General features: G+C 39.3%; 22 protein-coding genes and 1 riboswitch. Of the genes, 19 read left to right on the forward strand and 3 right to left on the reverse strand.

The window, feature by feature from the left end; translation table 11 throughout:
• Window positions 1–234 precede the first annotated feature (234 nt).
• The 8 genes from ACFX4E_RS16350 to ACFX4E_RS16385 all read left to right on the forward strand — a co-directional run bounded on the left by ACFX4E_RS16350 (window position 235) and on the right by ACFX4E_RS16385 (window position 9,343).
• The gene (locus tag ACFX4E_RS16350; RefSeq protein WP_028408701.1) at window positions 235–588 is read left to right on the forward strand and encodes a YolD-like family protein; all 354 of its coding nucleotides are present in this window, start codon (window positions 235–237) and stop codon (window positions 586–588) included.
• 644 nt (window positions 589–1,232) lie between these two features.
• Window positions 1,233–1,985 (forward strand): DeoR/GlpR family DNA-binding transcription regulator, encoded by a 753-nt coding sequence (locus ACFX4E_RS16355; RefSeq protein ID WP_013056834.1) that lies wholly within the window; start codon window positions 1,233–1,235, stop codon window positions 1,983–1,985.
• Window positions 1,982–2,896: a 1-phosphofructokinase gene (pfkB, locus tag ACFX4E_RS16360; RefSeq protein ID WP_098525125.1), complete on the forward strand. Its 915-nt coding sequence runs from the start codon at window positions 1,982–1,984 to the stop codon at window positions 2,894–2,896. The genes ACFX4E_RS16355 and pfkB overlap by 4 nt, the downstream gene beginning before the upstream one ends.
• A gap of 12 nt (window positions 2,897–2,908) precedes the next feature.
• Complete coding sequence (locus ACFX4E_RS16365; RefSeq protein WP_013056836.1) at window positions 2,909–4,780, forward strand: PTS fructose transporter subunit IIABC; 1,872 nt, start codon at window positions 2,909–2,911, stop codon at window positions 4,778–4,780.
• A 195-nt stretch (window positions 4,781–4,975) separates the two neighbouring features.
• The gene (locus tag ACFX4E_RS16370) at window positions 4,976–6,358 is read left to right on the forward strand and encodes an aspartate kinase (RefSeq protein WP_013082960.1); all 1,383 of its coding nucleotides are present in this window, start codon (window positions 4,976–4,978) and stop codon (window positions 6,356–6,358) included.
• Between the two features lie 116 nt (window positions 6,359–6,474).
• Window positions 6,475–6,960, forward strand: a complete 486-nt coding sequence (locus ACFX4E_RS16375) for a YusW family protein (RefSeq protein WP_016763933.1) — start codon at window positions 6,475–6,477, stop codon at window positions 6,958–6,960.
• A gap of 188 nt (window positions 6,961–7,148) precedes the next feature.
• Complete coding sequence (locus ACFX4E_RS16380) at window positions 7,149–7,739, forward strand: superoxide dismutase family protein (RefSeq protein WP_025752148.1); 591 nt, start codon at window positions 7,149–7,151, stop codon at window positions 7,737–7,739.
• 116 nt (window positions 7,740–7,855) lie between these two features.
• Complete coding sequence (locus ACFX4E_RS16385) at window positions 7,856–9,343, forward strand: FAD-dependent oxidoreductase (protein WP_217598797.1); 1,488 nt, start codon at window positions 7,856–7,858, stop codon at window positions 9,341–9,343.
• A gap of 74 nt (window positions 9,344–9,417) precedes the next feature.
• Here ACFX4E_RS16385 and ACFX4E_RS16390 read toward each other — a convergent pair whose 3' ends face one another.
• Window positions 9,418–10,650 (reverse strand): helix-turn-helix domain-containing protein, encoded by a 1,233-nt coding sequence (locus ACFX4E_RS16390; protein ID WP_098333267.1) that lies wholly within the window; start codon window positions 10,648–10,650, stop codon window positions 9,418–9,420.
• Window positions 10,651–10,958: 308 nt separating this feature from the next.
• Between ACFX4E_RS16390 and ACFX4E_RS16395 the strand changes: the two genes are divergently transcribed.
• The 3 genes from ACFX4E_RS16395 to ACFX4E_RS16405 are packed head-to-tail and all read left to right on the forward strand — an operon-like array spanning window position 10,959 to window position 13,467.
• Complete coding sequence (locus ACFX4E_RS16395; protein ID WP_028408699.1) at window positions 10,959–11,738, forward strand: SDR family NAD(P)-dependent oxidoreductase; 780 nt, start codon at window positions 10,959–10,961, stop codon at window positions 11,736–11,738.
• Window positions 11,739–11,750: 12 nt separating this feature from the next.
• The gene (locus tag ACFX4E_RS16400) at window positions 11,751–12,053 is read left to right on the forward strand and encodes an ArsR/SmtB family transcription factor (protein ID WP_028408698.1); all 303 of its coding nucleotides are present in this window, start codon (window positions 11,751–11,753) and stop codon (window positions 12,051–12,053) included.
• A 13-nt stretch (window positions 12,054–12,066) separates the two neighbouring features.
• Window positions 12,067–13,467 (forward strand): aldehyde dehydrogenase, encoded by a 1,401-nt coding sequence (locus ACFX4E_RS16405; RefSeq protein ID WP_377237997.1) that lies wholly within the window; start codon window positions 12,067–12,069, stop codon window positions 13,465–13,467.
• A 28-nt stretch (window positions 13,468–13,495) separates the two neighbouring features.
• On the opposite strand, the gene tenA is transcribed toward ACFX4E_RS16405, so the two are convergent.
• On the reverse strand, window positions 13,496–14,185 hold the full coding sequence (gene tenA / locus ACFX4E_RS16410; RefSeq protein ID WP_013056845.1) for a thiaminase II: 690 nt from the start codon (window positions 14,183–14,185) through the stop codon (window positions 13,496–13,498).
• A gap of 94 nt (window positions 14,186–14,279) precedes the next feature.
• Window positions 14,280–14,377, reverse strand: a riboswitch (TPP riboswitch).
• A 226-nt stretch (window positions 14,378–14,603) separates the two neighbouring features.
• Here tenA and ACFX4E_RS16415 point away from each other — a divergent pair.
• The 3 genes from ACFX4E_RS16415 to ACFX4E_RS16425 all read left to right on the forward strand — a co-directional run bounded on the left by ACFX4E_RS16415 (window position 14,604) and on the right by ACFX4E_RS16425 (window position 17,346).
• Complete coding sequence (locus tag ACFX4E_RS16415; RefSeq protein ID WP_098333264.1) at window positions 14,604–15,350, forward strand: TspO/MBR family protein; 747 nt, start codon at window positions 14,604–14,606, stop codon at window positions 15,348–15,350.
• Window positions 15,351–15,652: 302 nt separating this feature from the next.
• Window positions 15,653–15,835: a hypothetical protein gene (locus ACFX4E_RS16420; RefSeq protein WP_013056847.1), complete on the forward strand. Its 183-nt coding sequence runs from the start codon at window positions 15,653–15,655 to the stop codon at window positions 15,833–15,835.
• Between the two features lie 176 nt (window positions 15,836–16,011).
• Complete coding sequence (locus tag ACFX4E_RS16425) at window positions 16,012–17,346, forward strand: sodium-dependent transporter (RefSeq protein WP_098249835.1); 1,335 nt, start codon at window positions 16,012–16,014, stop codon at window positions 17,344–17,346.
• A gap of 31 nt (window positions 17,347–17,377) precedes the next feature.
• Here the strand turns inward: ACFX4E_RS16425 and ACFX4E_RS16430 are convergent, their stop codons facing one another.
• Window positions 17,378–17,953 carry a cell wall hydrolase gene (locus ACFX4E_RS16430; RefSeq protein ID WP_028408694.1) on the reverse strand — a complete coding sequence of 192 codons (576 nt, stop codon included), beginning with the start codon at window positions 17,951–17,953 and terminating at the stop codon, window positions 17,378–17,380.
• Between the two features lie 250 nt (window positions 17,954–18,203).
• Between ACFX4E_RS16430 and ACFX4E_RS16435 the strand changes: the two genes are divergently transcribed.
• The 5 genes from ACFX4E_RS16435 (at window position 18,204) to ACFX4E_RS16455 (ending at window position 23,095) form a co-directional block, all read left to right on the forward strand.
• A complete protein-coding gene (locus ACFX4E_RS16435; RefSeq protein WP_060745760.1) occupies window positions 18,204–19,235 on the forward strand; it encodes a LacI family DNA-binding transcriptional regulator in 1,032 nt (343 codons plus the stop codon).
• 89 nt (window positions 19,236–19,324) lie between these two features.
• A complete protein-coding gene (locus ACFX4E_RS16440) occupies window positions 19,325–20,050 on the forward strand; it encodes a ThuA domain-containing protein (protein ID WP_060745759.1) in 726 nt (241 codons plus the stop codon).
• Between the two features lie 32 nt (window positions 20,051–20,082).
• A complete protein-coding gene (locus ACFX4E_RS16445) occupies window positions 20,083–21,108 on the forward strand; it encodes a Gfo/Idh/MocA family protein (RefSeq protein ID WP_377237996.1) in 1,026 nt (341 codons plus the stop codon).
• A 12-nt stretch (window positions 21,109–21,120) separates the two neighbouring features.
• Complete coding sequence (locus ACFX4E_RS16450) at window positions 21,121–22,125, forward strand: Gfo/Idh/MocA family protein (protein WP_034275886.1); 1,005 nt, start codon at window positions 21,121–21,123, stop codon at window positions 22,123–22,125.
• A gap of 1 nt (window position 22,126) precedes the next feature.
• Window positions 22,127–23,095: a sugar phosphate isomerase/epimerase family protein gene (locus tag ACFX4E_RS16455; protein ID WP_028408689.1), complete on the forward strand. Its 969-nt coding sequence runs from the start codon at window positions 22,127–22,129 to the stop codon at window positions 23,093–23,095.
• Window positions 23,096–23,103 lie beyond the last annotated feature (8 nt).

Consider the following 23,103-nt stretch of genomic DNA (forward strand, 5'->3'; position numbering starts at 1 on the left):
ATCATCAAAAACTCCGAAAACACAGTCATGACAATGTATTATACCAACTCTAGAGACCGAATTAAAGATGGGATATTATTATTTTTTTAAAAATCAGTTTCTGCTATTAACATAAAATCTTTTGACAGTTTTTATGGAGTATGAAAAAATGAATTGTTTGCTTTTATTTTGATTAAAAAGTTTTGCAATGAGAATGTTCGTTCGGTAAAATAGAAGCAAGAGTCAAGGGGGAGAATGAACGTGTATCAAGATGAATTAAAACAGTATGCGAAGTTAGTAATGCCCGAGCATTTAGAGAAAATGAAGAAAATGTACAGTCCCGAGGCGCATAAGCAGTCCTTAGGGTTGAAAAAAGAAAAGATTGAGCATATTGAAAATGTCATTATGAACAGTTACTCGGAGCATCATCCAGTAACGCTTCACGTCTATGAAGCAGGACATATTCAAAGGTATGAACGAGTGACGATTGATAAAGTCTCGCTGCAGTCGAATATGCTGATGGTTACAGGCCCTTGTTATACATATTCGATTCGAGCGGATGCAGTAATTGAAGCAGATGTATGGAAAGATGAAAGCTACTCTAGCTAAGAGTAGCTTTTTTGTTCGTTTTGTATCTTTTTTTTAACGCATGCATACAATACATAAAAGCATATTCTGCGAGTAGTAACTTCTAGCTACTAGGAAATTTTAATTAAAGAAGGGATCATTGTATGCAAAATGAAAAAACTCAAGTAAGAGAAATCGAATTAACGCAGTTCATTAAGAAAAGACTTGTTCGTTTTATCTCAAGTTTAGCTATTTCTTCTGCCCTTGCTTCCATATTATATATGCTTCTATTTTTATTTAAATGATGGGTCACTTTGAGTTGTCCAAAAAGGTGGACAACTTTTTTGGTGTGTAGGCTTTTACGAAATCAGGACAAGCTATGGCTGATTCAGTCAGAAAAATTCAATCGGTCAAGAAATAGTCAAAAACAGTCATAGCTAATTGAGTAGAAGAAAACCTTTACATATAATGAGAAAAGTAGACAAATTCTTGAATTACCAGCATATTTCCTTTTGTATTAACTATTATTAAACCAAATGCAAATTTAACTATTCGTTCAAAAAACTTTATTTTGTAATTAAAAAAATGAATGTTTTTGATTTTTTATGATTGATTTTGAATGTAAACCGTGATAAAGTAAGTACATGAAATAAATGAAAACGCTTTTTTGAAAAAGGAGCTAGAACATGTTAACGCCGGAGAGACATCAACTAATCTTAAAACTTTTAAAAGAGAAAGAACTTGTAAAAGTACAAGAGTTTATCGAAGTTACAGGCGCTTCGGAATCCACCATTAGAAGAGACTTAAGTCAACTAGAAGAAGAGCAAATGCTCAAACGTGTTCACGGTGGCGCTTCGCTTATTCGCAGTAAACGAATCGAACTGAGCGTTATCGAAAAATCTGCTAAAAATGTTCAAGATAAACGAAACATTGCAGAGTATGCGGCTTCCATTATAAATGAAGGTGACTGTATTTTTTTAGATGCAGGAACTACAACGTATGAAATGATTCCTTTTTTAAAGCAAAAAGATGTAGTAGTCGTGACAAATGGTTTAATGCATTTAAACCCGATGCTAGAACAAGGTATCACCCTCTATTTAATTGGGGGATCTGTTAAACATAAAACGGGCGCTTTAATTGGCAATGGAGCTCTTTTAAGTCTTGAGCAATATCGTTTTGATAAGTGCTTTATGGGAGCGAATGGGATTCATCATCAATATGGATATACAACTCCTGACCCAGAAGAAGCATTGATCAAGCAAACGGCAATGAAGCTGTCTAGAGAATCGTATATTTTATCAGATTCCACTAAGTTTTTTGAAACAAGCTTTGCGAAAATAGCCGATTTACATGAAGCAAAAATTATAACAAATGACGTACCTAGCGATGTACTTATACAGTATGCAAACAAAACAGACATAAAGGTTGTGAAATCATGATTTATACATGTACGTTGAACCCATCCGTTGATTACGTAGTACATGTTTCAGCATTCGAAGAAGGCGGGCTTAACCGTACAACGAATGAAGCCAAGTTTCCAGGAGGAAAAGGCATTAACGTCTCTCGCGTTTTAAAGCGATTAGGTGTTGATAATAAAGCCCTCGGTTTTGTAGCCGGCTTTACAGGAACCTATATCGAAGACTACTTAAAAGTGGAGAATATCGAAACAGCTTTTACAAGAGTTGAGGGAGATACCCGTATTAACGTAAAGTTAAAAACAGAAAAAGAAACAGAAATTAACGGTCAAGGACCTGCTATTACAGACGAAGCGCTTCAGTCTTTATTGACTCAAGTAAAGCAAATGACTGAAGGCGATATATTCGTATTAGCGGGGAGTATACCGAAAACGCTTCCAAGTTCTGTGTATGAAACGTTAACTGAACTAGCAGCAGCGAACGGAGTAAAAGTTGTAGTAGATGCAAGTGGAAAAACTTTGCTAGACGTCGTGTCCCACAAGCCGTTTTTTATCAAACCGAATCATCATGAACTTGCAGAATTGTTTGATGTAGAAGTAAACAGTGCAGAAGATGCGCTAGTATACGGTAAGAAGCTCGTGGAACAAGGAGCGCAAAACGTCGTTGTGTCTATGGCAGGTGATGGAGCACTGCTTATTAACGAAAGCGGTGTCTACAGTGCCACAGTCCCTAAAGGAACGGTAAAAAATTCTGTTGGAGCTGGCGATTCACTTGTAGCTGGATTTATTGCTTCTTATGTAAAACAAGGGGATTTATTAGAAGCTTTTCAAACAGGAGTAGCTTCAGGAAGTGCCACAGCATTCTCACTTGAATTATGTACAGCAGAAGATGTAAAGACGCTTCGTGAACAAGTGTCAATCACAAAGGTAGAGTAGGGGGAAACGAGAATGAGAATTACTGAATTATTAAAAAAAGATACAATCATTCTTGATTTAAAAAGCACGTCAAAAGCTGATGTTATTGATGAATTAGTTGGAAAATTAGACGAAGCTGGTCGCTTAAGCGACCGAGCTGGCTATAAAGAAGCAATTTTAAATCGTGAATCTCAAAGTACAACGGGAATTGGAGAAGGCATTGCCATTCCGCATGCGAAAACAAGCTCGGTAAAAACACCGGCCATTGCATTTGGACGCTCAACAGAAGGTATCGATTATGAATCATTAGACGGACAGCCTGCACACTTATTCTTCATGATTGCAGCGAGTGAAGGCGCAAATAACGCTCACTTAGAAACACTATCTCGTTTGTCTACGTTATTAATGGACGAATCATTCCGAAAAACGTTGCTAACAGCATCATCAATTGATGAAGTCATTAAAGCAATTGATGATAAAGAAACTGAAAATGAAGCGCCGGAAGAGGAAGTAGATACAGCTTCAGATCAATTAGTGCTTGCTGTAACGGCTTGTCCAACGGGAATTGCCCACACATATATGGCAGCGGACAGCTTAAAAGCAAAAGCGAAAGACATGAATGTCACGCTAAAAGTTGAAACAAACGGTTCCAGCGGGGTTAAAAACGCGTTGACGAAGGAAGAAATTGAAAACGCTACCGCTATTATCGTTGCAGCGGACAAGCAAGTAGAAATGGAACGTTTTGCAGGTAAAAAAGTTATTCAAGTTCCAGTAGCTGAAGGAATTCGCAAGCCTGAAGAATTAATTAACCGCGCTTTAAAAGGAGATGCTCCTGTATACAGCGGCGGCGGTGGCAGCAAAGAAGGCGGAGAAAGTAAAGGATCAGAGCGTACAGGGTTTTACAAGCATCTAATGAGCGGTGTATCCGCAATGCTTCCGTTTGTTGTAGGGGGCGGGATTTTAATTGCCATTTCATTTATGTTTGGCATTCACTCAGCAGAACCGAAAGATCCAACGTATAATGCATTTGCAGCGGCGCTAAAAACAATTGGCGGAGATAACGCATTCTTCTTACTAGTACCAGTACTAGCAGGGTTCATTGCAATGAGTATTGCTGATCGTCCTGGTTTAGCTCCCGGTATGGTTGCAGGTCTTTTAGCAGCTTCTGGCGGAGGCGGTTTCTTAGGTGGTTTAATCGCTGGTTTCTTAGCGGGTTATGTAGTAGTGGGGTTAAAGAAATTATTCAGCGGCCTGCCGCAAGCGCTTGATGGAATTAAGCCAGTTCTTCTTTATCCGCTATTTGGGATTTTTATCTCAGGATTGATTATGCTTTATGTTGTAAATGAGCCAGTTAGTGCAATTAACAAAGGATTAACGCACTGGTTAAGTGGATTTGGTACAGGTAACTTAGTATTATTAGGTATTATCTTAGGCGGTATGATGGCTATCGACATGGGTGGCCCTATTAATAAAGCAGCCTTTACATTTGGTATTGCAATGATTGATGCTGGAAACTATGCACCTCACGCAGCGATTATGGCAGGCGGTATGGTTCCACCATTAGGTATGGCTATTGCGACAACTTTGTTTAAAAACAAATTTACTCGCCAAGAGCGTGAAACAGGTAAAACGTGTTATGTAATGGGCCTTTCATTTATTACAGAAGGTGCGATTCCATTCGCAGCAGCTGACCCAGGCCGCGTGATTCCGGCATCGGTTATCGGTGCTGCAGTAGCAGGTGCTTTAACAATGATGTTCCACATCGGTTTACCAGCACCACACGGCGGTGTATTCGTTATCGGAATTGTACAAGGAAATCCTCTTTTATATGCACTAGCAATTTTAATTGGTGCAATTGTAACGGCGGTTCTTGTAGGGGTATTAAAAAAGCCAAAAGCAGAATAACAAATAAAGACTGATTTTACATGATGTAAAATCAGTCTTTTTGTGTTTTTCTGGTAGACATTTGTTCTTTATGGGAGTACAATTACGGTAGTATTCCTTTAATTTTTAGAAAAGTTAGATAGATAAGCTTTTCTACTTGATAAAATATGGTACAATAATCGAATATTAAAAACAAAGTAAGGAAGTGTCTCACACATGAAGGTTGCGAAGTTTGGCGGGAGTTCAGTTGCAAGCGCAGAGAAATTTAAACAGGTTGCGCATATTGTAACGTCTGATAAAGAGAGAAAGCTGGTGGTTGTATCAGCTCCGGGTAAGCGATACGGAGAAGATACAAAAATGACAGATTTGCTAATCGCACTTTCTGCCAAAATACAGCTTGGAGAAGATTACGTCGATGAGTTTGGGCAAGTAATTGATCGCTATCGTGAAATCGTTGTGGACTTGTCTATGCCAGAAACGATTATTACTGACATTATTACGAATTTACAATCACTTATTGATTTACATAAAAACGATCCATTTCGCTTATTAGACTGCCTAAAAGCAAGTGGAGAAGATAATAACGCAAAGGTAATGGCTGCTTATTTAAACCATTTAGGTTTTGAAGCTCATTATGTAAATCCAAAAGAAGCAGGTATTTTTGTTTCTGATGAACCCGGAAGAGCAAGAGTGCTTCCACTGTCTTATGAAAAATTACCGCAGCTAAGAGAGCGTTCGGGCATTTTGGTGATTCCAGGATTCTTTGGCTACTCTGAAGAAGGGAACATGGTTACGTTCTCGCGCGGTGGGTCAGATATCACAGGCTCAATTGTAGCAGCAGGAGTAAAAGCTGACTTGTATGAAAACTTTACCGACGTAGATGCTATTTACAGCGTAGATCCACGACTTGTGGAAAAGCCTCATGAAATGAAAGAAGTAACATACAGAGAAATGCGTGAACTCTCCTATGCTGGTTTTTCTGTCTTCCATGATGAAGCGCTGGAGCCGGTTTATAAACTAGGCATTCCTGTATGTGTAAAGAATACAAATAATCCGGAAGCAAAGGGCACATTCATTGTAGCTGAGCGTCCTCACGGCGATACACCGGTAGTTGGAATCGCTGGAGACAAAGGTTTTTGCAACATCCACGTGAGCAAATACTTATTAAACCGTGAAATTGGTTTTGGCAGAAGATTGCTTGAAATTTTAGAGGATGAAGGTATTTCATACGAACATACCCCTTCAGGAATTGATAATATCTCTGTCATCATGCGCGAGCATCAGCTTACGCCAGATGTTGAAAAGCGCGTATTTGCTCGAATTGAAAAAGAACTTGAAGTAGATGAAATCTTTATTGAACGTGATCTTGCTATGGTTATGGTAGTAGGAGAAGGAATGAATAGCACAGTAGGAATTGCTGCAAAAGCTACAGAAGCTTTTGCTCGTGCTGAAGTAAATCTTGAAATGATCAACCAAGGTTCTTCTGAGGTGAGCATGATGTTTGGTGTGAAAGCAGATGCTTTAGACCGTGCTGTTCAAGCTCTTTACAATACGTATTTTAACAGCATGTACAGTATTTCTTATTCGAATGTAAAATAAACAAGACGAAAAACCCCGCTTTCTTTTTAGAGAGCGGGGTTTTCTAGTGAAGGCGTATAAAAATCAAATTTGTGGACATAAAGGGAAGGAAGAGTGAAGTCAAAGGAGGAAATACAGTGAAGAAACGACCCTTTTTCATATTCTTTTCCCTTATAAGTATTAGCGTGCTTTCAGCGTGCCACAATGATGATGCAGCGCCGGCAAAAGAAGCTCAAAATAAACAAGGCGTGACGAATGGCGGAACGCCGATGAGCTATGATAATCAAAGCGAAAACACATCTTTTAACTTTTCAAAATTTGATTTAGAAGTAGACTATAAGGGGCTCAACAATGATTATGAAGCCGACTACGAAAATGAAAATGATGAGATAGAAGCCAAAGTGGATGATAATATTAACGATGAGCACTTGAACGGAGACAAAGCTTTTAATAAATTATCTTCAAAATTTAAAAAGTTAAATTTTGATCAGCGCACGCCCGATGAAGATGTAAAAAAAGAAGTAATCGATGCGTTTGGTCTAAAAAAAGATTTTCAGTCGTTTGAATTAGAAGTTCGTTTTTCAAACGGAACGGAAAAAGAATACAACTTTAAACAGAAGTAAGACGTTAAAGCAAAGTATTTTAGTTGAAGGAAAATCCGAACGATGAATCGAGGTTCTTCATTAAGAATCCAACTCGTTCGGATTTTTTCATTGGTAAGGTGAACGTATGTCTCAATCTTATTTTTGATGTCTAAAAAAAGGAAAATAGTGAAAGGATGGTGATAAATAAGAAAAAGGAGGAATCACGGATGCAAAAGTTGATAATGAACGGATGCGTAGTCTTTGTTCTGTTATTGTTAGGAGCATGCAGCATGGTAAAAGAGCAAAATAACGCTCATGAAAACCACCTGAAAACAGAGGAAGCAAAAGAAACAAGCGAAGTATCGGTAGAACCTGTTAAAGTGGATTTAACAAATACATCGGGTAAAAAAGTAGGAGAGGCTACCCTGTCAGAAGCAAAGAACGGCGTGCACATTAAATTAACTGCTCAAGGTCTTTCACCGGGGAGACATGGATTTCATATTCATGAAATAGGAAAATGTGAGGTGCCGGATTTTAAAACAGCGGGTGCCCATTTTAATCCTTTTAAACGTGAACACGGCTTTAAAAATACAAAAGGCCCGCATGCAGGTGATTTGCCCAATCTAGAAGTTGCTCCAAATGGCAAAGTAGATACAGAAATTTTTGCTTCTCTTGTCACTCTGCAAGAAGGAAAGCCGAATTCTCTTTTGGATATGGATGGATCGGCATTAGTGATACATGATAAAGTCGACGATTACACAACGGATCCTTCAGGAAACTCAGGAGATCGGATTGTTTGTGGAGTGATTACAAAATAAGCCAAAAAGCTGTGAGATCATTCACGGCTTTTTTATTTCAGTAACGAGCCGCTTCTAAATTGCGGTGAGCTTCTTTTTTTTGCACAATAGAAGAAAGAGCTAAAGAAGGTGAAAACATGCATAAGCAAGTTGTCGTAATAGGCGGAGGAATAGGTGGTTTAACAGCGGGAGCGCTTTTAGCTAAACATGACTATGAAGTGACGGTTTTAGAGGCTTCTCGAGAATGGGGAGGCTGTGCAGGGAAATTTCAGCGTCATTTGTATACGTTTCCTGTTGGGGCGACGCTTGGAATGGGATTTGAGCACGGAGGGATACATGAGCGAATCGGCACGTACCTTGGCCTAGAAATTGAAAAGGTTTCTCTTGAGAAAATCATGAAAGTTCATCTTCCTCATCGTACACTGATTTATTATCAAGACCGGTATCAGCATATTTCCTATCTTCAAAAACAATTTCCTCATAAAGCAAAAAATATTAGGAGCTTTTATGAAAATGTTTTTAGAATTGCAAAAGAAATTCGCAAGCTTATGCAGTCTCTGCCGGTTCTTCCTCCTCTAACAGTCGGTGAGTGGAGCAGGCTGGTAAGTTCGTTGAATTTTGGTTCTGTGAAGCTGTTGCCTTATTTTCATCAATCGTTTAGTTATTTACTAAAAAAACACAGCTTGCTAGACGAAGCGGACTTTCTTCATTTTGTTGATGGTCAATTAATAGACAGCATGCAGACAACGAGTGAGAACTGTTCAATGCTTATTGGATGTTTAGCGTTAGATATTTATCACGAAGGTGCTTTTTATGTGAATGGCGGCTTATACAAAGTCGCAGAAGCGCTGCAAAAATCGATTAAAGCCAGCGGAGGAAAAACGATTCTAGGAAGGAAAGTAGTAAAGATAGAGCGTGATAATGACGGGTGGATCGTGCATGATCATAGAGGTAACCATTACCGTGCATCAGACGTTGTATGCAACGCGCCGGTTCAAAGCTTAAAGTCTTTGCTGCATGATGAAGATTACCAGCATATTCATAAGCGGGCAAAAGAAAAAAGCGAGCTTCCGCAGTGGGGAACGTTTTCGATGTATTTTGCGATTGATGAAAGAGATCTGCCGCAAAAGGTAGAGTTGTTTCAGCAAGTACTTCAATCCGAACAAGGGGAAATGACGGAAGGAAATCATTTATTTCTCTCAGTCTCTCATCCTGACGATCGTTTTCGAGCGCCTCAAGGCAAGCGTACAATTACAGCGTCTACTCACATTGATCTTAGCAAGTGGAGTACCAAAGAAGCCTATGATCTTCAAAAACAAGTTCTTGAAAAAAAAATGGTAGCAGGCATTAAAACCATTATTCCTGGCATTGAAAAAGCAGAGCATCAAATTTCGGGAGCTCCTAAAGCATGGGAAAGGTTCACTTCTCGCCCAAGCGGCGGAGTGGGAGGCTTTCCGCAAACGTTAGATCATGCCTTGTTCAACAGCATTTCGCATCGATCTGGCTTAGAAGGAATGTGGTTATGCGGAGATACAGTATTTCCAGGAGCAGGAACTATAGGCGTATCGGTAAGCGGCTATCATGTTTTTCAAAGTATAACGTCTCATCGCCACGCGTTACCTTAACATTTCTTACATACAAACTACTATTGTTCATACTATTAAAAAACACCGGCCCTATTACCATAGGGCCGGTGTTTTCAGGAGAGAAACAGCTTCCACCACTTCCTTTTTCGCTTCATATCAGCAGCGGCGGTTTGTCTAAAGGTTTGGACAAAATCACTAAACATCTCTTCGCGTTCAGCTACGCTTTGACGATGAAGCTTACGTTCTTTCTCCATTTCTTTTAAATAATAGACTCGTTCCTCATTCATTGAATCAATTAAATCACGAAGCTCTTCTGTCGTATTAGTTGAAGAATTGTTTAATTTTTCAACCATAAATTTTACTTGATTCATCGCAACGGTGGAATTGCTTGAGAATCGGTCTAATAAATACTGCATTTCTTTAGAGGATTCATCCGCATTCTCCATGACATCTTTCATGAACAGGCGCATATCCTCGGTTTTCTCTTCAGCGATTGTTGAATAATCTTCAATCAAAGAAGTGACTTCATCAAACGATTTTTCGTTAGAACGGATAATTTTCTTAGACATATTCTCTACATCTCTTGCGCTGCGTTCTGAAGACTCAGAGATGTATGCCCCGACCGACTCCACCATTTCTACAGTTTGAGTAGCACTTTTTTCAAGCTCTCTTTTTACTTCTCCGACAATTTCTTCGCGAACTTCATTTCGCATACCTTCCCGCATTTCTTTTAACAAATCAGCTTTAAATGTATCAAGTACCTCAAACACATCTTCATAGCGGCGAACAGCTTCTACTAATTCCCCTTGAAGCAGTTCTTTTTCATTCACAACAAGGTCGTTTGGTTTTGGCTCTTCAATAGAAGCAGAAATAGCCTGCTTTTCTTCTTCAGTAGCTAATCGTGCTTCAGGTATAGGAGGGGTCTTCTCTTGCTTATTTTCTGAAATGCTTTCCTGCTTTTCAGCAGCTTTTTTCTTTTCTTGCTTCAATTGTTTATTGGAATGTTCTTGAAAATCAATGACGTTTTCTTTTTTAGCAGTTTTCAACTGTGCCGGTTCTTCTTCTTTTGAAACCGCTGCCTCTGATTCCATAACTAAATGCTCCTGTTCTTCTTGTTCTTTTATCAGCAGCTGAACGTATTCTTTGACTTCATCTAACGTACATTGTTCATCAAACAGCTGTTTAATATCATTAAATAATTCAATTTGTTCCTCTGTATAGACACGGGCCCCATCTACTCGTTCAATTGTTAAATAGCTGCCCAATAATTTTTCCCATTGTTTTAGCGTTTTCTTTTCTACCTCTAATTGATCACTTACTTTTTTAATTGTATATGTCTCCATCATTTTTCATTTCCTCCCTTATCTATTTTCATCCAACTATGTAATGGATTATTTGTTGTATGTTGTATTCACCATATCTTCACTTGTTTTCCTGCTAGGTGACAAAGGTTGTCAAAACTAGACGACATTAGCCTTCTATGTAAAGAAAACGCATATTTTGTAAAAAAATGTACAGAAATGCGCAAATGGCAAAAATGGAAAACATAAAAGAAAAGAAGAGTATAGAAAACAGTTGACGGGAAAAAATGAATCCTATAAGATAAGTTTAAATGTTTAAGTTCTTGAACATATAAACATAAGGAGTGAACACTATGTCACAGCATTATGCGCTCATCACCGGTGCGTCGGGAGGAATAGGTAAAGAGTTAGCTTATCAATTCGCAAAGGATGGTCATCCTGTAATTTTAGTTGCCAGAAGCGCTGATAAACTAACAGCGATTGGAGAGAATTTAAAATCTACTTACAATATTGACGTGATAACGGTTGTTAAGGATTTATCAAGAGAAGAAGAGATACAGTCACTATATGAAGAACTTAAAAATAAAAAAATACACGTTGACTATTTAGTGAACAATGCTGGTTTTGGACTATACGGCAAATTTATTGAAACAGCTTTAGACGACGAGTTAAACATGATTGATTTAAATATTCGAGCGTTAACTCATTTAACAAAATTATTTTTACCGGATATGGTCAGAAGAAATCAAGGTAAAATTTTGAACATTGCGTCCGTTGCTGCATTTATGCCGGGTCCGCTTATGACGGTGTATTACGCAACAAAAGCGTACGTATTGTCTTTCACAGAGGCCCTTGAAAATGAATTAAAAGGTACCAATGTAACGGTAAGCGCTCTATGCCCGGGTCCAACTAAAACGGGTTTTAGCGACCGAGCCCAGCTAAGCAACTCCAAGCTTTTTCAAAGCGGTGCAATGGATGTAGAAACAGTAACGAAAGTTGGCTATAAAAAATTTATGAAAGGGCAGACGGTTATCGTACCAGGAGTGCAGTTTCGTCTCGCTACGTTCATCCCGCGCTTCGTGCCAAGAAAGTGGCTTACATCCGTTGTCCGCAGAACACAAGAAATTAAATAAAGGAGAATCTATATGAGTCAAAAAGCAGTCGAGTTATTTCGTGCCAGCATTCCTATTTTTCAGGCGCTAAGTGATTCAGCAAGACAAGATATTATTTTGCTGCTCGCGGAAAAAGAGCCTTTAACCGTAAATGAAATTGCAAAGGAGTCTACGCTATCACGACCGGCAATTTCTCATCATTTAAAAATTCTACGCGATCAAAAGCTTGTGCAAATTGAGCAAAAAGGAACGCAGAGATATTATTCATTAGCTTTAAATGAGGCAGTTGAGCTATTAAAAAACTTGCTTGCTACAGTTGAAAGCGAATGTTTATAGGGAGATGAAAGAGATGAACCACGAGCAATTTTATATCACAGATAAAACGGTCATTGAGCATATTGTCTCTACACAAAAGCAGTATTTCTATGCGCAAAAGACAAAGAGTATCAGCAGCCGCATTCAAGCGCTGAATAAGCTAAGAGAAATAGTCAAACAAAATGAGCAGAGAATTATGGATGCTTTAAAACAAGATTTAAATAAATCTGAAGTAGAGGCCTACACGTCGGAAATCGGGATTTTACTAGAGGAGATTCGGTTTACGCTTAAACATTTAGCAAAATGGATGAAGCCTAAAAAAGTAAAAACCGCTTTAACACATGTGGGCTCTAAAGGGAAAATTGTTCCTGAACCGTATGGAGTTGCGTTAATTATTGCTCCGTGGAACTATCCGTTTCAATTGGCACTGTCTCCTTTAGTAGGAGCGATTGCCGCTGGAAACACGGCGATTATAAAACCTTCTGAACTAACGCCTAGCGTATCTCGCGTTATACAAGAATTACTGGCTGAAGCTTTTGACCCAGCATTTGTGACGGTGGTTGAAGGGGCTGTAGACACGACAAGCCTGCTTTTAAAACAGCCCCTTGATTATATTTTCTTTACGGGAAGTGTAAATGTAGGGAAAATTATTATGCAAGAAGCAGGGAAGCAGCTTATCCCCGTCACGCTTGAGCTAGGCGGAAAAAGTCCGTGCATTGTACATGAAGACGCAAACCTAGATCTTGCAGCGAAGCGAATTATGTTTGGTAAAGGGATGAATGCAGGCCAGACGTGCGTTGCTCCTGATTATTTGCTCGTGCATAAAAAAGTGAAAGCGCCGCTTGTAGAGAAACTTCGCGAAGCAATTTCTCAATTTTACGGTAGTAATCCACTTGAAAGCGACCGCTACGGCCGTATTGTCAGTGAGCGTCATTTTACTCGGCTAGTTGAGTTTTTAAAAGACGGAAATGCTATAGTTGGAGGCGGGTACAATAAGGACACGCTAACAATAGAACCTACGGTGTTAAGTGAAGTAAGCTGGACATCAGACGTTATGCAAGAAGAAATCTTTGGGCCTATTCTTCCTATGATTGAATATGAAACACTAGACGAAGTCATTCATAAAGTTCAAGAAAAAGCTAAGCCGTTAGCTCTTTACTTATTTACAGAAAGTGAAGATGTGCAAAACGTCATAACGGAGCGCCTTTCATTTGGAGGAGGCTGTATAAACGATACGCTTATGCATATCGCTACATCATATTTGCCGTTTGGCGGAGTGGGAGAAAGCGGCACGGGTCAATATCATGGAAAAGACAGCTTTCAGACATTCACTCATTTTAAAAGCATGCTGTCTCAAACAACCAAGTTTGATTTGTCATTCCGCTATCCTTCGGAAAAACAAAGCTTGAAAATGATCAAAAAACTATTGAAATAAAAGAGCCTCCTGATAGGAGGCTTTTTCGTTATTTTGAAAGGGAAAGCTGAGAAAGCGGCCATTTTTCTTGGGTATATGCCATTTCCCAAAATAAATACTCCAGTTCACAGCTTTTGATGAAGTGATCTTTCATACGGTTACGTTCTTCTTCAGTCGCTTGTTCGGCGAGTTCATCAAGCTTGTTACAAAACCATTGTGTTGTGCCATTCATTTCTTCATTATTATAAAACTGAATCCATTCATAAAAAGGATGAGAAGGAGATGGATTTACTTGTTCTGTAATGCGCTGGCCAATTTCAACGTACGTCCATGGACATGGAAGAAGCACTGCAATGATTTCTGCTAAGCTGCCTGTATGCGCAACACTTGTCATATGGTTAATGTAGTGGCTGGCCGTCGGTGAAAGCGTCTCAGTGTGAAGGTCTTCATAACGTACGCCTGCTACTTCACAAAAATTATTGTGAGGGTGTACTTCACTATGTAATACCGTAGAAATGCCGGCATTAAAGGCTTCCATTTCGGTACGCGTGCGGCATTTTGTTAAAGCAGCGCCGTAAATGCGAACAAATGCTGTTAAGTATTCATAATCTTGAGAAACGTAGTGAATAAGCGCTTCTTTTGGCACGTTTCCTTCAGCAATTCCTTTAATAAAAGGATGGTTAAAAATGGCTTCGTAAATATAGTTTGCTTCTTGTCTTAATTGAGATGAAAATGACATCAAAATCCTCCTTTAATATGAGGAAGTCACAAACAAGCACATAAAGGAAATAAAAAACACTCCGTTTATAAACGGAGTGGCAAAGGACAGTAAAAACTGAACATTGCCACTTTCCTACGCTGGTATGAGCCAGATCAGGTTCAAAGGGATCAAGAAAACTTGTCTCAGCCGGTGGCACCCCTAGTGGACTTCCTATTAATCTAAGTTTAACTTACCATATATTCTGAAAAATAGAAAGAGTTATAGGGAAATGTGCGCTAACCGTTTTTATTTTTTAAAGAGGAAGCTTCTTAAAGCTATTTTTAATCATTTTTGTTTAAAAATGCATATTTTTAGGGAAGAAGAGGTATTAATGAAGGGAAGAGCCGTTTTCGTCTCCGAAACACTCCCATATAAATAGAAGAAAGGAGAGAACAAAATGGCGAAATTTCGTTTGTATGCTATATTAAATGCAATAGGCTTGGCTATTACACTGCTTGTGAATTATTTAGCAAATGCTATTCCAATAGGAGGCAAAACAACGGGAGAAGCTTCTGCGCAAGTTCCTACGTTGTTTACACCAGCTGGTTATGCCTTTGCTATCTGGGGCGTTATTTATTTATTATTAACCATTTGGGTTATACGCCAATTTTTTGCAAGAGAAGATCAAAAGGAAATATATGCACGTATCGGCATTTGGTTTTTTCTAAACTGTTTGTTAAATAGTGCGTGGATCTTTATTTTCCAAAACGATTACTATAAGTTATCCCTTTTAGTTATGCTCTTTATTCTAGGCACATTAATGATTGTGTATTCCATTATTCAGCATTCTCGAATGACGACATGGTTTATGCGTCTGCCAATTTCGCTTTATCTTGGATGGATTTCTGTTGCGACTATTGTCAATGTGTTTGTCGTATTTCAAGCAAATGGAATACAGCACTTGCTTGGCTTAAACGAGTTAGCATGGACGATTATTATGCTGCTGGTAGGAGCTGTGCTGGGCATCATGTTTACATTAAAAAACCGAGACGCTGTTTATCCGCTTGTTTTTATTTGGGCTTATATTGCCATTGCAGTGAAGCAAAGTGGAAATCAGCCAATTGTCATGACTGTCATTATTTCGATTGTTTTATTAGCAATTGCCATTATTGTGGGACTGATTAAACGCTATAGACGTTTTTAAAAAGAAGCTCTAGCTTTTGTAAGCTAGAGCTTTTTATGATGCTCTTTTGATTGTAAAAAAGCAGCTGTAAAAGCAATTAAGCTAATTAAAATACCAAAAGGAACAACAATTGGTACGAATGATAAAATAAATGTCATAAGTGTAACCTCCATGTTGCATCGGTGCATAATGAAAAATTCAACTTTTTTAAATTGAAGTTCCGCTATTATAGTATGCTAGGCTTTATGTTTGGAGCCTATATGTTTAGAAATAAACGAAAAAGGCAACATACGTTACATACAGGTTATATAGGAGGAGTTAAAATGGAAACATATTTAGTCGCTTACACAGATAAAGATGATATGGAATATAAACAAGTGACGTGCGAGAGCTATGAAGATGCAGAGCGTACGGTCCTTCGTTTAGAGAGAGAAGGGCATATGCATATTGAAGAAATTTCAAATCAAGAAGCCTACCGTGGAGATGAATCATCGTACAGAGAATAAATTTTGAATAGAAACACCGACCTTAAAATGAAGAAGCAGCTGCTTCTTCATTTTTTCTATTCTATATAGATATCGTTTTATAGAAAAAAGTAAAACGGGAATGATTTTCTTCTGCATTTATGGTACAGTACTAATCAGGTGAGTTTTGAGTTTAGAAGAGGAGAGAGTAACATTATATGAGTAAAGGAAATCAGTGGTCTTCACGCCTCGGTTTTATTTTAGCATCTGCTGGGGCAGCAATTGGTCTAGGAGCGATATGGAAGTTTCCATACGTAACGGGAACCAGTGGCGGTGGAGCATTTTTTGCGTTGTTTATTTTATTTACGATTTTTATTGGATTGCCGCTTCTGTTGGCAGAATTTATCATTGGAAGACATACGGGAAAAGAAGCGATTAGTGCTTATAAGGCAATTGCTCCAAAATCCGCTTGGGTATGGATTGGCAGGCTGGGAGTACTAAGCTGTGTCGTTTTGCTTTCCTTTTACAGCGTCGTTGGCGGCTGGGTGATTTTATATACGATTATGAGTGTAACCGGTATGCTAAGCGGAAAAGAGTACGGCGCGTTGTTCAATGCCGTCATTAGCCAACCTTATGTAGTATTAGGTGCACAGGCGCTGTTTTTATTAATTACAGTGTTTGTTATTTCAAAAGGCGTACAAAAAGGAATAGAGCGTGCTAATAAATACATGATGCCGCTGTTATTTATTTGTTTTATCATTATCGTGGTGCGTTCTCTAACATTAGACGGAGCAATGGACGGAGTAAAGTTCTTTTTAAAACCGGATTTTTCAGCCATTACAGGGTCATCTGTTCTCTATGCGCTCGGTCAGTCGTTTTTCTCGCTTTGCGTGGGATTATCCTGCATGGTGACATATAGCTCTTATTTAGGGAAAAAAGTAAGCTTGACGCGTTCAGCTGGCACTATTGCTATTTTGAACTTGTTTGTTTCGCTGCTGGCGGGCTTGGCTATTTTTCCAGCCGTTTTTTCGTTTGGATTAAAGCCAACTGAAGGACCTGGACTTTTGTTTGTGGTCTTGCCAACAGTATTTGAGAAAATGCCGTTTGGTACCGTCTTTTTAGCACTGTTTTTAATTTTATTTCTATTTGCTACGCTTACGTCTGCTTTTTCACTTCTGGAAATTATCGTAGCTGCTTTAACCAAAGACGATCAGACAAAACGAACTCGCTACGCTTCTTTATCAGGGATTCTTGTGTTTGTGGTAGGTATCCCATCAGCGCTTTCGTTTGGTGTACTAAAACATGTTTCACTTTTTGGCAGAAGTATATTTGACGTAGCTGACTTTTTTGTGAGCAACTTAATGCTGCCTCTTGGAAGTTTAGCCATTGCGATTTTTGTGACATTTAAAATGAAAAAAGAAGCCGTGTATGAAGAGTTTATTTCAGGAAGTACAAAAGGTGTTAAATTATTCAACGCATGGTTCTTTCTAGTTAAATACGTATTGCCTATTATTATTATAGCTGTTCTATTAAGCTTACTTGTTGCATATTAAAAAAAAGCACTCATCTGAGTGCTTTTTTTGTTTATTTTGCAAAAACGTGATTTCCGATCGTAATCGTAACCTGTTTTTGACGAAGCCATTGGTCGCTTGTTTTATCTGGATTAAAGAAGAATAATGAACCTTTTCCTTGACCTCTAAAAGCTAGTGCTTCATTTACAGCTTTTTTTGCTTCAGCATCCGCTGCTTTATTAATTTCACCGTTTTGTACAGGTGTAAACTGTGTACCTTGATAAATGACATCATGAATAGAGTTTGGGAAAGAATCGCTATCCACGCGATTTAAGACAACTGTTGCTACAGCCACTTTGCCAGCGTAAGGTTCGCCTTTTGCTTCAGCTTGTACAAGGCGAGCTAACAATTCTTTATCACTTTCGCTAATAGAGTTAGGGATTGTTAGTGTTTCATTTGCATTAATAGAGTCCGTAGATTTGTGATTCGCTTCTTTTAACTGTTTAACCGTAACGCCGTATTCAGCGCCAATCTTGTAAAGAGTCTCTCCGGCTTTTACGCGATGAGTTGTTTCAGCGGCATTTGCCCCGTGACTCATGCCGAACATAGGAACTGCCAGTGCTCCAATAATTGCTAGTTTCTTAAACATAAAGTAAGTACCTCCTGAAATCCTTTTGAACGCCCCTTTTATCACGGATCGGTGCGTGCTGTGCACCGAACTTTATATGTACGTTTCAAAGATTAACAGGTGTCAATACATCTTGTCACTGCTTAAAACATGCCAATCTAGGAAGATATTATAATAGTTAACAGATAATTTGAAAAATACGTTGACTGATAATAAAGGAGTGAATTATAATGAACGAGTAAATAGTTAACCGTTTAACTGGAGAGATTTTATGGGAGAAAAGATAACGATTCGTGATGTAGCGAAGCATGCAGGGGTGTCTGCAGCTTCAGTATCTTACGTCTTAAACGGAATTAACAAAGTATCCGATGAAACAAAAGAGCGAATCTTAACAGCGGTAAAAGAATTAAACTACGAACCAAATTTAACCGCCGTTAGTCTCTCGAAACAAAAGTCAAATATGATTGGCGTTATGTTCCCGCTTACAGATGATTCACTTTCTACTATATTTAAAGATAACCATTATTACAGCGAAATGATTAGTGGAATTGAATATGTAATCCGCAAGCATGGTTATGATCTAGTCATATCTGGAGCGAGTAGCCCAGCTGATTGCCTAAAATGGATTCGAACGAGAAATATTGATGGTCTTCTGTTTTTAGGAGCCTTCCCTCATCGATTGTATGAGAAAATGAAAGCGTTATCGAATCCGATTGTGCTAGTAGATACATATGAAAAGTACGAACGTGATTATCATCATATTTCTGTAGACGATGAGCATGGAGGATATCTAGCTACAACACATTTAGTGAATTTGGGGCACAAAGAAATTGCCTTTGTTGCTCATCACCTCGTCAATAGTCCAGTGGATAAAAAGAGGTATATAGGCTACGAGAAAGCATTAAAAGAAGCAGGCATTACACCATCAAAGACGTTTGTTTTTGAAGTGAACGAAAGTTCCTTTGATAACGGTTACAAATTAGGGAACAAGCTGCTGCAAGATCATAAGGATATTCGTGCGGTTTTTGCATCCTCTGATACGCTGGCGCTTGGAATTATGAAAGCACTGCAAGAAAAGGGGAAAAAAATTCCGCAGGACTACTCAATCGTAGGGTTTGATGACATAACGTTTAGCAGCTATGCATCTCCAAGTCTAACAACCATCCGTCAAGATGTATTTAACAAAGGAGTCGTCGCCGCGACGTCTGTTATTCAAGCAATTGAACACCGTTTCAGCACGCTGCAGCATGTGAAATTATCGGTTGAACTTATTATTCGAGATTCGACTGCTAAGCGCGGGTGAATCACAGTAAGTTAACCGGTTAACCAAAGTTTAGCATTTATAAAAAAAGGGGATATAAGTTAGCATTCACAAAAAAAGGGGATATGAAAATGATTAATGTTACAGTATGGAATGAAAATCGTCATGAACAGAAAAATCCGGTGGTAAGAGAAATTTACCCTGAAGGCATTCACGGTGCCATCGCTTCTTTTTTAGAAGAAGGAGGATTTCGTACGCACACCGCAACATTAGAAGAAGTAGAACACGGGTTGACTGAAGAAGTATTAAATCAAACGGATGTTTTAGTATGGTGGGGTCATTTAGCACATGACGAAGTAAAAGATGAGATCGTTGAGAAAGTAAAGCAGCGCGTGCTAGACGGTATGGGGCTTATTGTCTTACACTCAGGTCACTTTTCTAAAATTTTCAAAACGTTAATGGGCACAAGCTGCGACTTAAAATGGCGTGAAGCAGATGAAAAAGAGCGCTTGTGGGTAGTAGAACCAAGTCATCCGATTGTGGAAGGTATTGGTGAATTTATCGAGCTTGAGCGCGAAGAAATGTATGGAGAGCACTTTGATATTCCAGCACCTGATGAACTGATTTTCACGAGCTGGTTTGAAGGCGGAGAAATTTTCAGAAGCGGCTGCACGTACAAACGCGGAAACGGAAAAGTATTTTATTTCAGACCTGGACATGAAACATATCCAACATACCATAACAAAGACATTCAGCGTGTCATTATGAATGCGATTAAATGGGCGAAGCCAGCAGAGAGAAAACGTCCGGTTTACGGCAATGCGCAACCGCTTGAATCAATCGCTGTTAAAAACTAATTAATAATGCTTAAGCAAAGGGGATAGGAAAGATGGCAAAAGTAAAAATTGGCGTTATTGGGTGCGGAAGCATTGCGCAACACCGTCACTTACCAGAATATAAGATGAATGAACAAGTAGAATTAGTAGCCGTTTGCGATATAAACACAGAACGTGCAAACAGCGTAGCACAGCAGTACGGTGTAAAAGCTTACACAAACTATGAAGAACTTTTAGCAAGCGGTATAGTAGAAGCAGTGAGCGTATGTACGCCCAACTATCTTCATGCGCCTATTTCGGTTGCAGCGTTAAACAGCGGAGTTCATGTCCTGTGTGAAAAGCCGATGGCAACATCAGAAGAAGAAGCGAAAGCAATGATTGAAGCAGCAAAAACAAACGGTAAAAAACTAATGATCGGACATAATCAGCGCTTTGTAGCTTCTCATCAAAAAGCTCGTGAACTTATTGAAAAAGGGGAAATCGGTAAAATTTATAGTTTCCGTACGGCTTTTGGCCACGGTGGCCCTGAAGGTTGGAGCGTGGACGGAAAAGACAGCTGGTTCTTCAAAAAAGACGAAGCGTTTATTGGGGCTATGGGTGATTTAGGCGTTCATAAAACCGATATGCTCCGCTACATATTGAATGAAGAAATTGTAGAAGTCGGTGCATTTGTAGAAAGCAATGCAAAAGACTTTGCAAATGTAGACGACAATGCTGTGTGCGTATTAAAAACGGAAAGCGGGATTATCGGTACGCTTGCGGCAAGCTGGGCTTACAATGGAAAAGAAGATAACTCCACGATTGTTTACGGAGAGAAAGGGATTCTTCGTTTGGAGGACGACCCGACGTATTCATTAGTTGCACAATATGCAACGGGTGAAGTCGTGAACTATGAATTAGGAAAAATTCAATCGAACGATGAAGGCGGCCAAGGTAATTCTCACGTCATTGAACAATTTGTAGATGCAGTTGCACAAGATAAAGAATCTCCTGTTCCTGGTGAAGAAGGATTAAAATCACTTGCTGTTATTTTAGCAGCTTTAAAATCAAGTCAAACGAAACAAATTACGCGCGTGTAAGAGGTGAAAAACGTGAGAATTGGCATAATCGGAGCAGGAGGGATTGCTGTAAGCAGGCATATCCCGGCATTCAAACAACTGGGTGATGAATGTGTGATTTGGGGGCTTAGCGATATTAATAGTGAAAGAGCCACAGAGGTAGCCAATGAGCATAATATCCCTCACGTATTTGTTGATTACAAAGATATGTTTAAAGAAGTGGATGCTGTATGTATTTGTACACCGAATAAATTTCACGCCGAGTTTGCAGTAGAAGCGCTAAAAGCAGGCGTTCACGTCCTATGTGAAAAGCCAATGGCGATGTCTAAAGAGCAAGGTGAAGAAATGCTTGCTGCTGCTAGAGAATCAGGTAAGCAGTTAGCGATTGCGTATCATTACCGATTCATGAAAGAAGCGCAGGCAGCGAAAAAAATGATGACAGAGGTAGGGCGCCCATTAGTTGCACGTGTCAGAGCAATGCGTCGCCGAAAGGTTCCCGGTTGGGGGGTATTTACGAACAAAGATCTTCAAGGAGGAGGCAGCTTAATTGATTACGGCTGCCATTTGCTTGATTTAACGCTTTGGCTGATGGGAAACCCAAAGCATACTGAAGTTCTGGGAAGTACATATAATGACCTGAGTAAAACGCCTAACCAATTAAATCAATGGGGAGCATTTGATCATGAAGCATTCAGCGTGGATGATCATGTAACGGCCTATATTAAATTTGAAAATGGAGCGTCGCTTCTTTTAGAAACTTCTTGGGCTGCTAATATCGAAGATGATGAAGAGCACGTAAGCATATCAGGGGTAGATGGCGGTTTGAGCGTGTTTCCGTTTGAACTATACACGTCTAAAAACGGTATGCTCATGAACAGTACGTCACCGTGGATAGATGGAGAAGATGATTACAGCCTAAGTCAGGCTAAAAATTTCGTTGAAGCGTGTAAAGGAAATGCTGAATTAGTGGTAAAGCCACAAGAAGCGCTTCAAGTCTCAGCTATTATTGACGAAATATATCGCACAGGGGGAAATTAAAATGAAACTTGGAGTATTCACGGTCTTATTTGCGGATCTTTCTTTTGAAGAGATGTTAGATAAAGTAAAAGCAGCAGGTCTTCATGCTGTTGAAATCGGAACGGGGGGCTATCCGGGAAACAGTCATTGTCCGTTAGATGAGCTGCTTGAAGATGAACAAAAAAGAGAAGCCTATATGAAGCAGATAAAAGACCGCGGACTTACAATCAGTGCATTTAGCTGCCACGGCAATCCTATTTCACCTGAGGCAAGTTTTGCAAAAGAATCTGACGAAACGCTTCGCAAGACCATCCAACTAGCATCATTAGTAGGTGTTCCAGTGGTTAACTGCTTTTCTGGAACAGCAGGAGATCACGAAGAAGCGAAGTACCCAAACTGGCCTGTTACTCCTTGGCCTAACGAGTATGGAGACGTCTTGAATTGGCAGTGGGAAAATAAGCTTGTTCCTTATTGGAAAGAAATTGGAGAACTAGCGGAGGAGCATAACGTGAAAATTGGTTTAGAACTTCACGGCGGATTTTTAGTTCATACTCCGTATACGCTGCTAAAGCTTCGCGAAAAAACAAGTCCAGCGATTGGCGCTAACCTTGATCCAAGTCATTTATGGTGGCAAGGAATTGATCCGGTAGGAGCTATTAAAATTTTAGCAAAAGAAAATGCCATTCATCATTTCCATGCAAAGGATACGTACTTGGACCAGGATAATATTAACATGTACGGCCTGACGGATATGCAGCCATACGGAGAAGTCCAAACGCGTGCATGGACGTTTAGATCCGTAGGATGCGGACATGATGTGAAAGAGTGGTCTGATATGATGAGTGCACTTCGCACATACGGATACGATTATGTAGTCAGCATCGAGCATGAAGATCCAATCATGTCGATTGAAGAAGGATTTAAACGCGCGGTTACAAACTTACAAAGTGTATTAATTGAAGAAACTCCCTCACAAATGTGGTGGGCGTAAGCAAAAAG

This window comes from Priestia sp. YIM B13491 (assembly GCF_042787605.1).
GTDB lineage: Bacteria > Bacillota > Bacilli > Bacillales > Bacillaceae_H > Priestia > Priestia megaterium_E.

What these genes read in the sequence shown, in the direction of transcription:
- ACFX4E_RS16350 (WP_028408701.1), top strand. Translation starts at nt 235, where the DNA reads ATGAACGTGTATCAAGATGAATTAAAACAGTATGCGAAGTTAGTAATG.
- ACFX4E_RS16355 (WP_013056834.1), top strand. Translation starts at nt 1,233, where the DNA reads ATGTTAACGCCGGAGAGACATCAACTAATCTTAAAACTTTTAAAAGAG.
- pfkB (WP_098525125.1), top strand. Translation starts at nt 1,982, where the DNA reads ATGATTTATACATGTACGTTGAACCCATCCGTTGATTACGTAGTACAT.
- ACFX4E_RS16365 (WP_013056836.1), top strand. Translation starts at nt 2,909, where the DNA reads ATGAGAATTACTGAATTATTAAAAAAAGATACAATCATTCTTGATTTA.
- ACFX4E_RS16370 (WP_013082960.1), top strand. Translation starts at nt 4,976, where the DNA reads ATGAAGGTTGCGAAGTTTGGCGGGAGTTCAGTTGCAAGCGCAGAGAAA.
- ACFX4E_RS16380 (WP_025752148.1), top strand. Translation starts at nt 7,149, where the DNA reads ATGCAAAAGTTGATAATGAACGGATGCGTAGTCTTTGTTCTGTTATTG.
- ACFX4E_RS16385 (WP_217598797.1), top strand. Translation starts at nt 7,856, where the DNA reads ATGCATAAGCAAGTTGTCGTAATAGGCGGAGGAATAGGTGGTTTAACA.
- ACFX4E_RS16390 (WP_098333267.1), bottom strand. Translation starts at nt 10,650, where the DNA reads ATGATGGAGACATATACAATTAAAAAAGTAAGTGATCAATTAGAGGTA.
- ACFX4E_RS16395 (WP_028408699.1), top strand. Translation starts at nt 10,959, where the DNA reads ATGTCACAGCATTATGCGCTCATCACCGGTGCGTCGGGAGGAATAGGT.
- ACFX4E_RS16400 (WP_028408698.1), top strand. Translation starts at nt 11,751, where the DNA reads ATGAGTCAAAAAGCAGTCGAGTTATTTCGTGCCAGCATTCCTATTTTT.
- ACFX4E_RS16405 (WP_377237997.1), top strand. Translation starts at nt 12,067, where the DNA reads ATGAACCACGAGCAATTTTATATCACAGATAAAACGGTCATTGAGCAT.
- tenA (WP_013056845.1), bottom strand. Translation starts at nt 14,185, where the DNA reads ATGTCATTTTCATCTCAATTAAGACAAGAAGCAAACTATATTTACGAA.
- ACFX4E_RS16415 (WP_098333264.1), top strand. Translation starts at nt 14,604, where the DNA reads ATGGCGAAATTTCGTTTGTATGCTATATTAAATGCAATAGGCTTGGCT.
- ACFX4E_RS16420 (WP_013056847.1), top strand. Translation starts at nt 15,653, where the DNA reads ATGGAAACATATTTAGTCGCTTACACAGATAAAGATGATATGGAATAT.
- ACFX4E_RS16425 (WP_098249835.1), top strand. Translation starts at nt 16,012, where the DNA reads ATGAGTAAAGGAAATCAGTGGTCTTCACGCCTCGGTTTTATTTTAGCA.
- ACFX4E_RS16430 (WP_028408694.1), bottom strand. Translation starts at nt 17,953, where the DNA reads ATGTTTAAGAAACTAGCAATTATTGGAGCACTGGCAGTTCCTATGTTC.
- ACFX4E_RS16435 (WP_060745760.1), top strand. Translation starts at nt 18,204, where the DNA reads ATGGGAGAAAAGATAACGATTCGTGATGTAGCGAAGCATGCAGGGGTG.
- ACFX4E_RS16440 (WP_060745759.1), top strand. Translation starts at nt 19,325, where the DNA reads ATGATTAATGTTACAGTATGGAATGAAAATCGTCATGAACAGAAAAAT.
- ACFX4E_RS16445 (WP_377237996.1), top strand. Translation starts at nt 20,083, where the DNA reads ATGGCAAAAGTAAAAATTGGCGTTATTGGGTGCGGAAGCATTGCGCAA.
- ACFX4E_RS16455 (WP_028408689.1), top strand. Translation starts at nt 22,127, where the DNA reads ATGAAACTTGGAGTATTCACGGTCTTATTTGCGGATCTTTCTTTTGAA.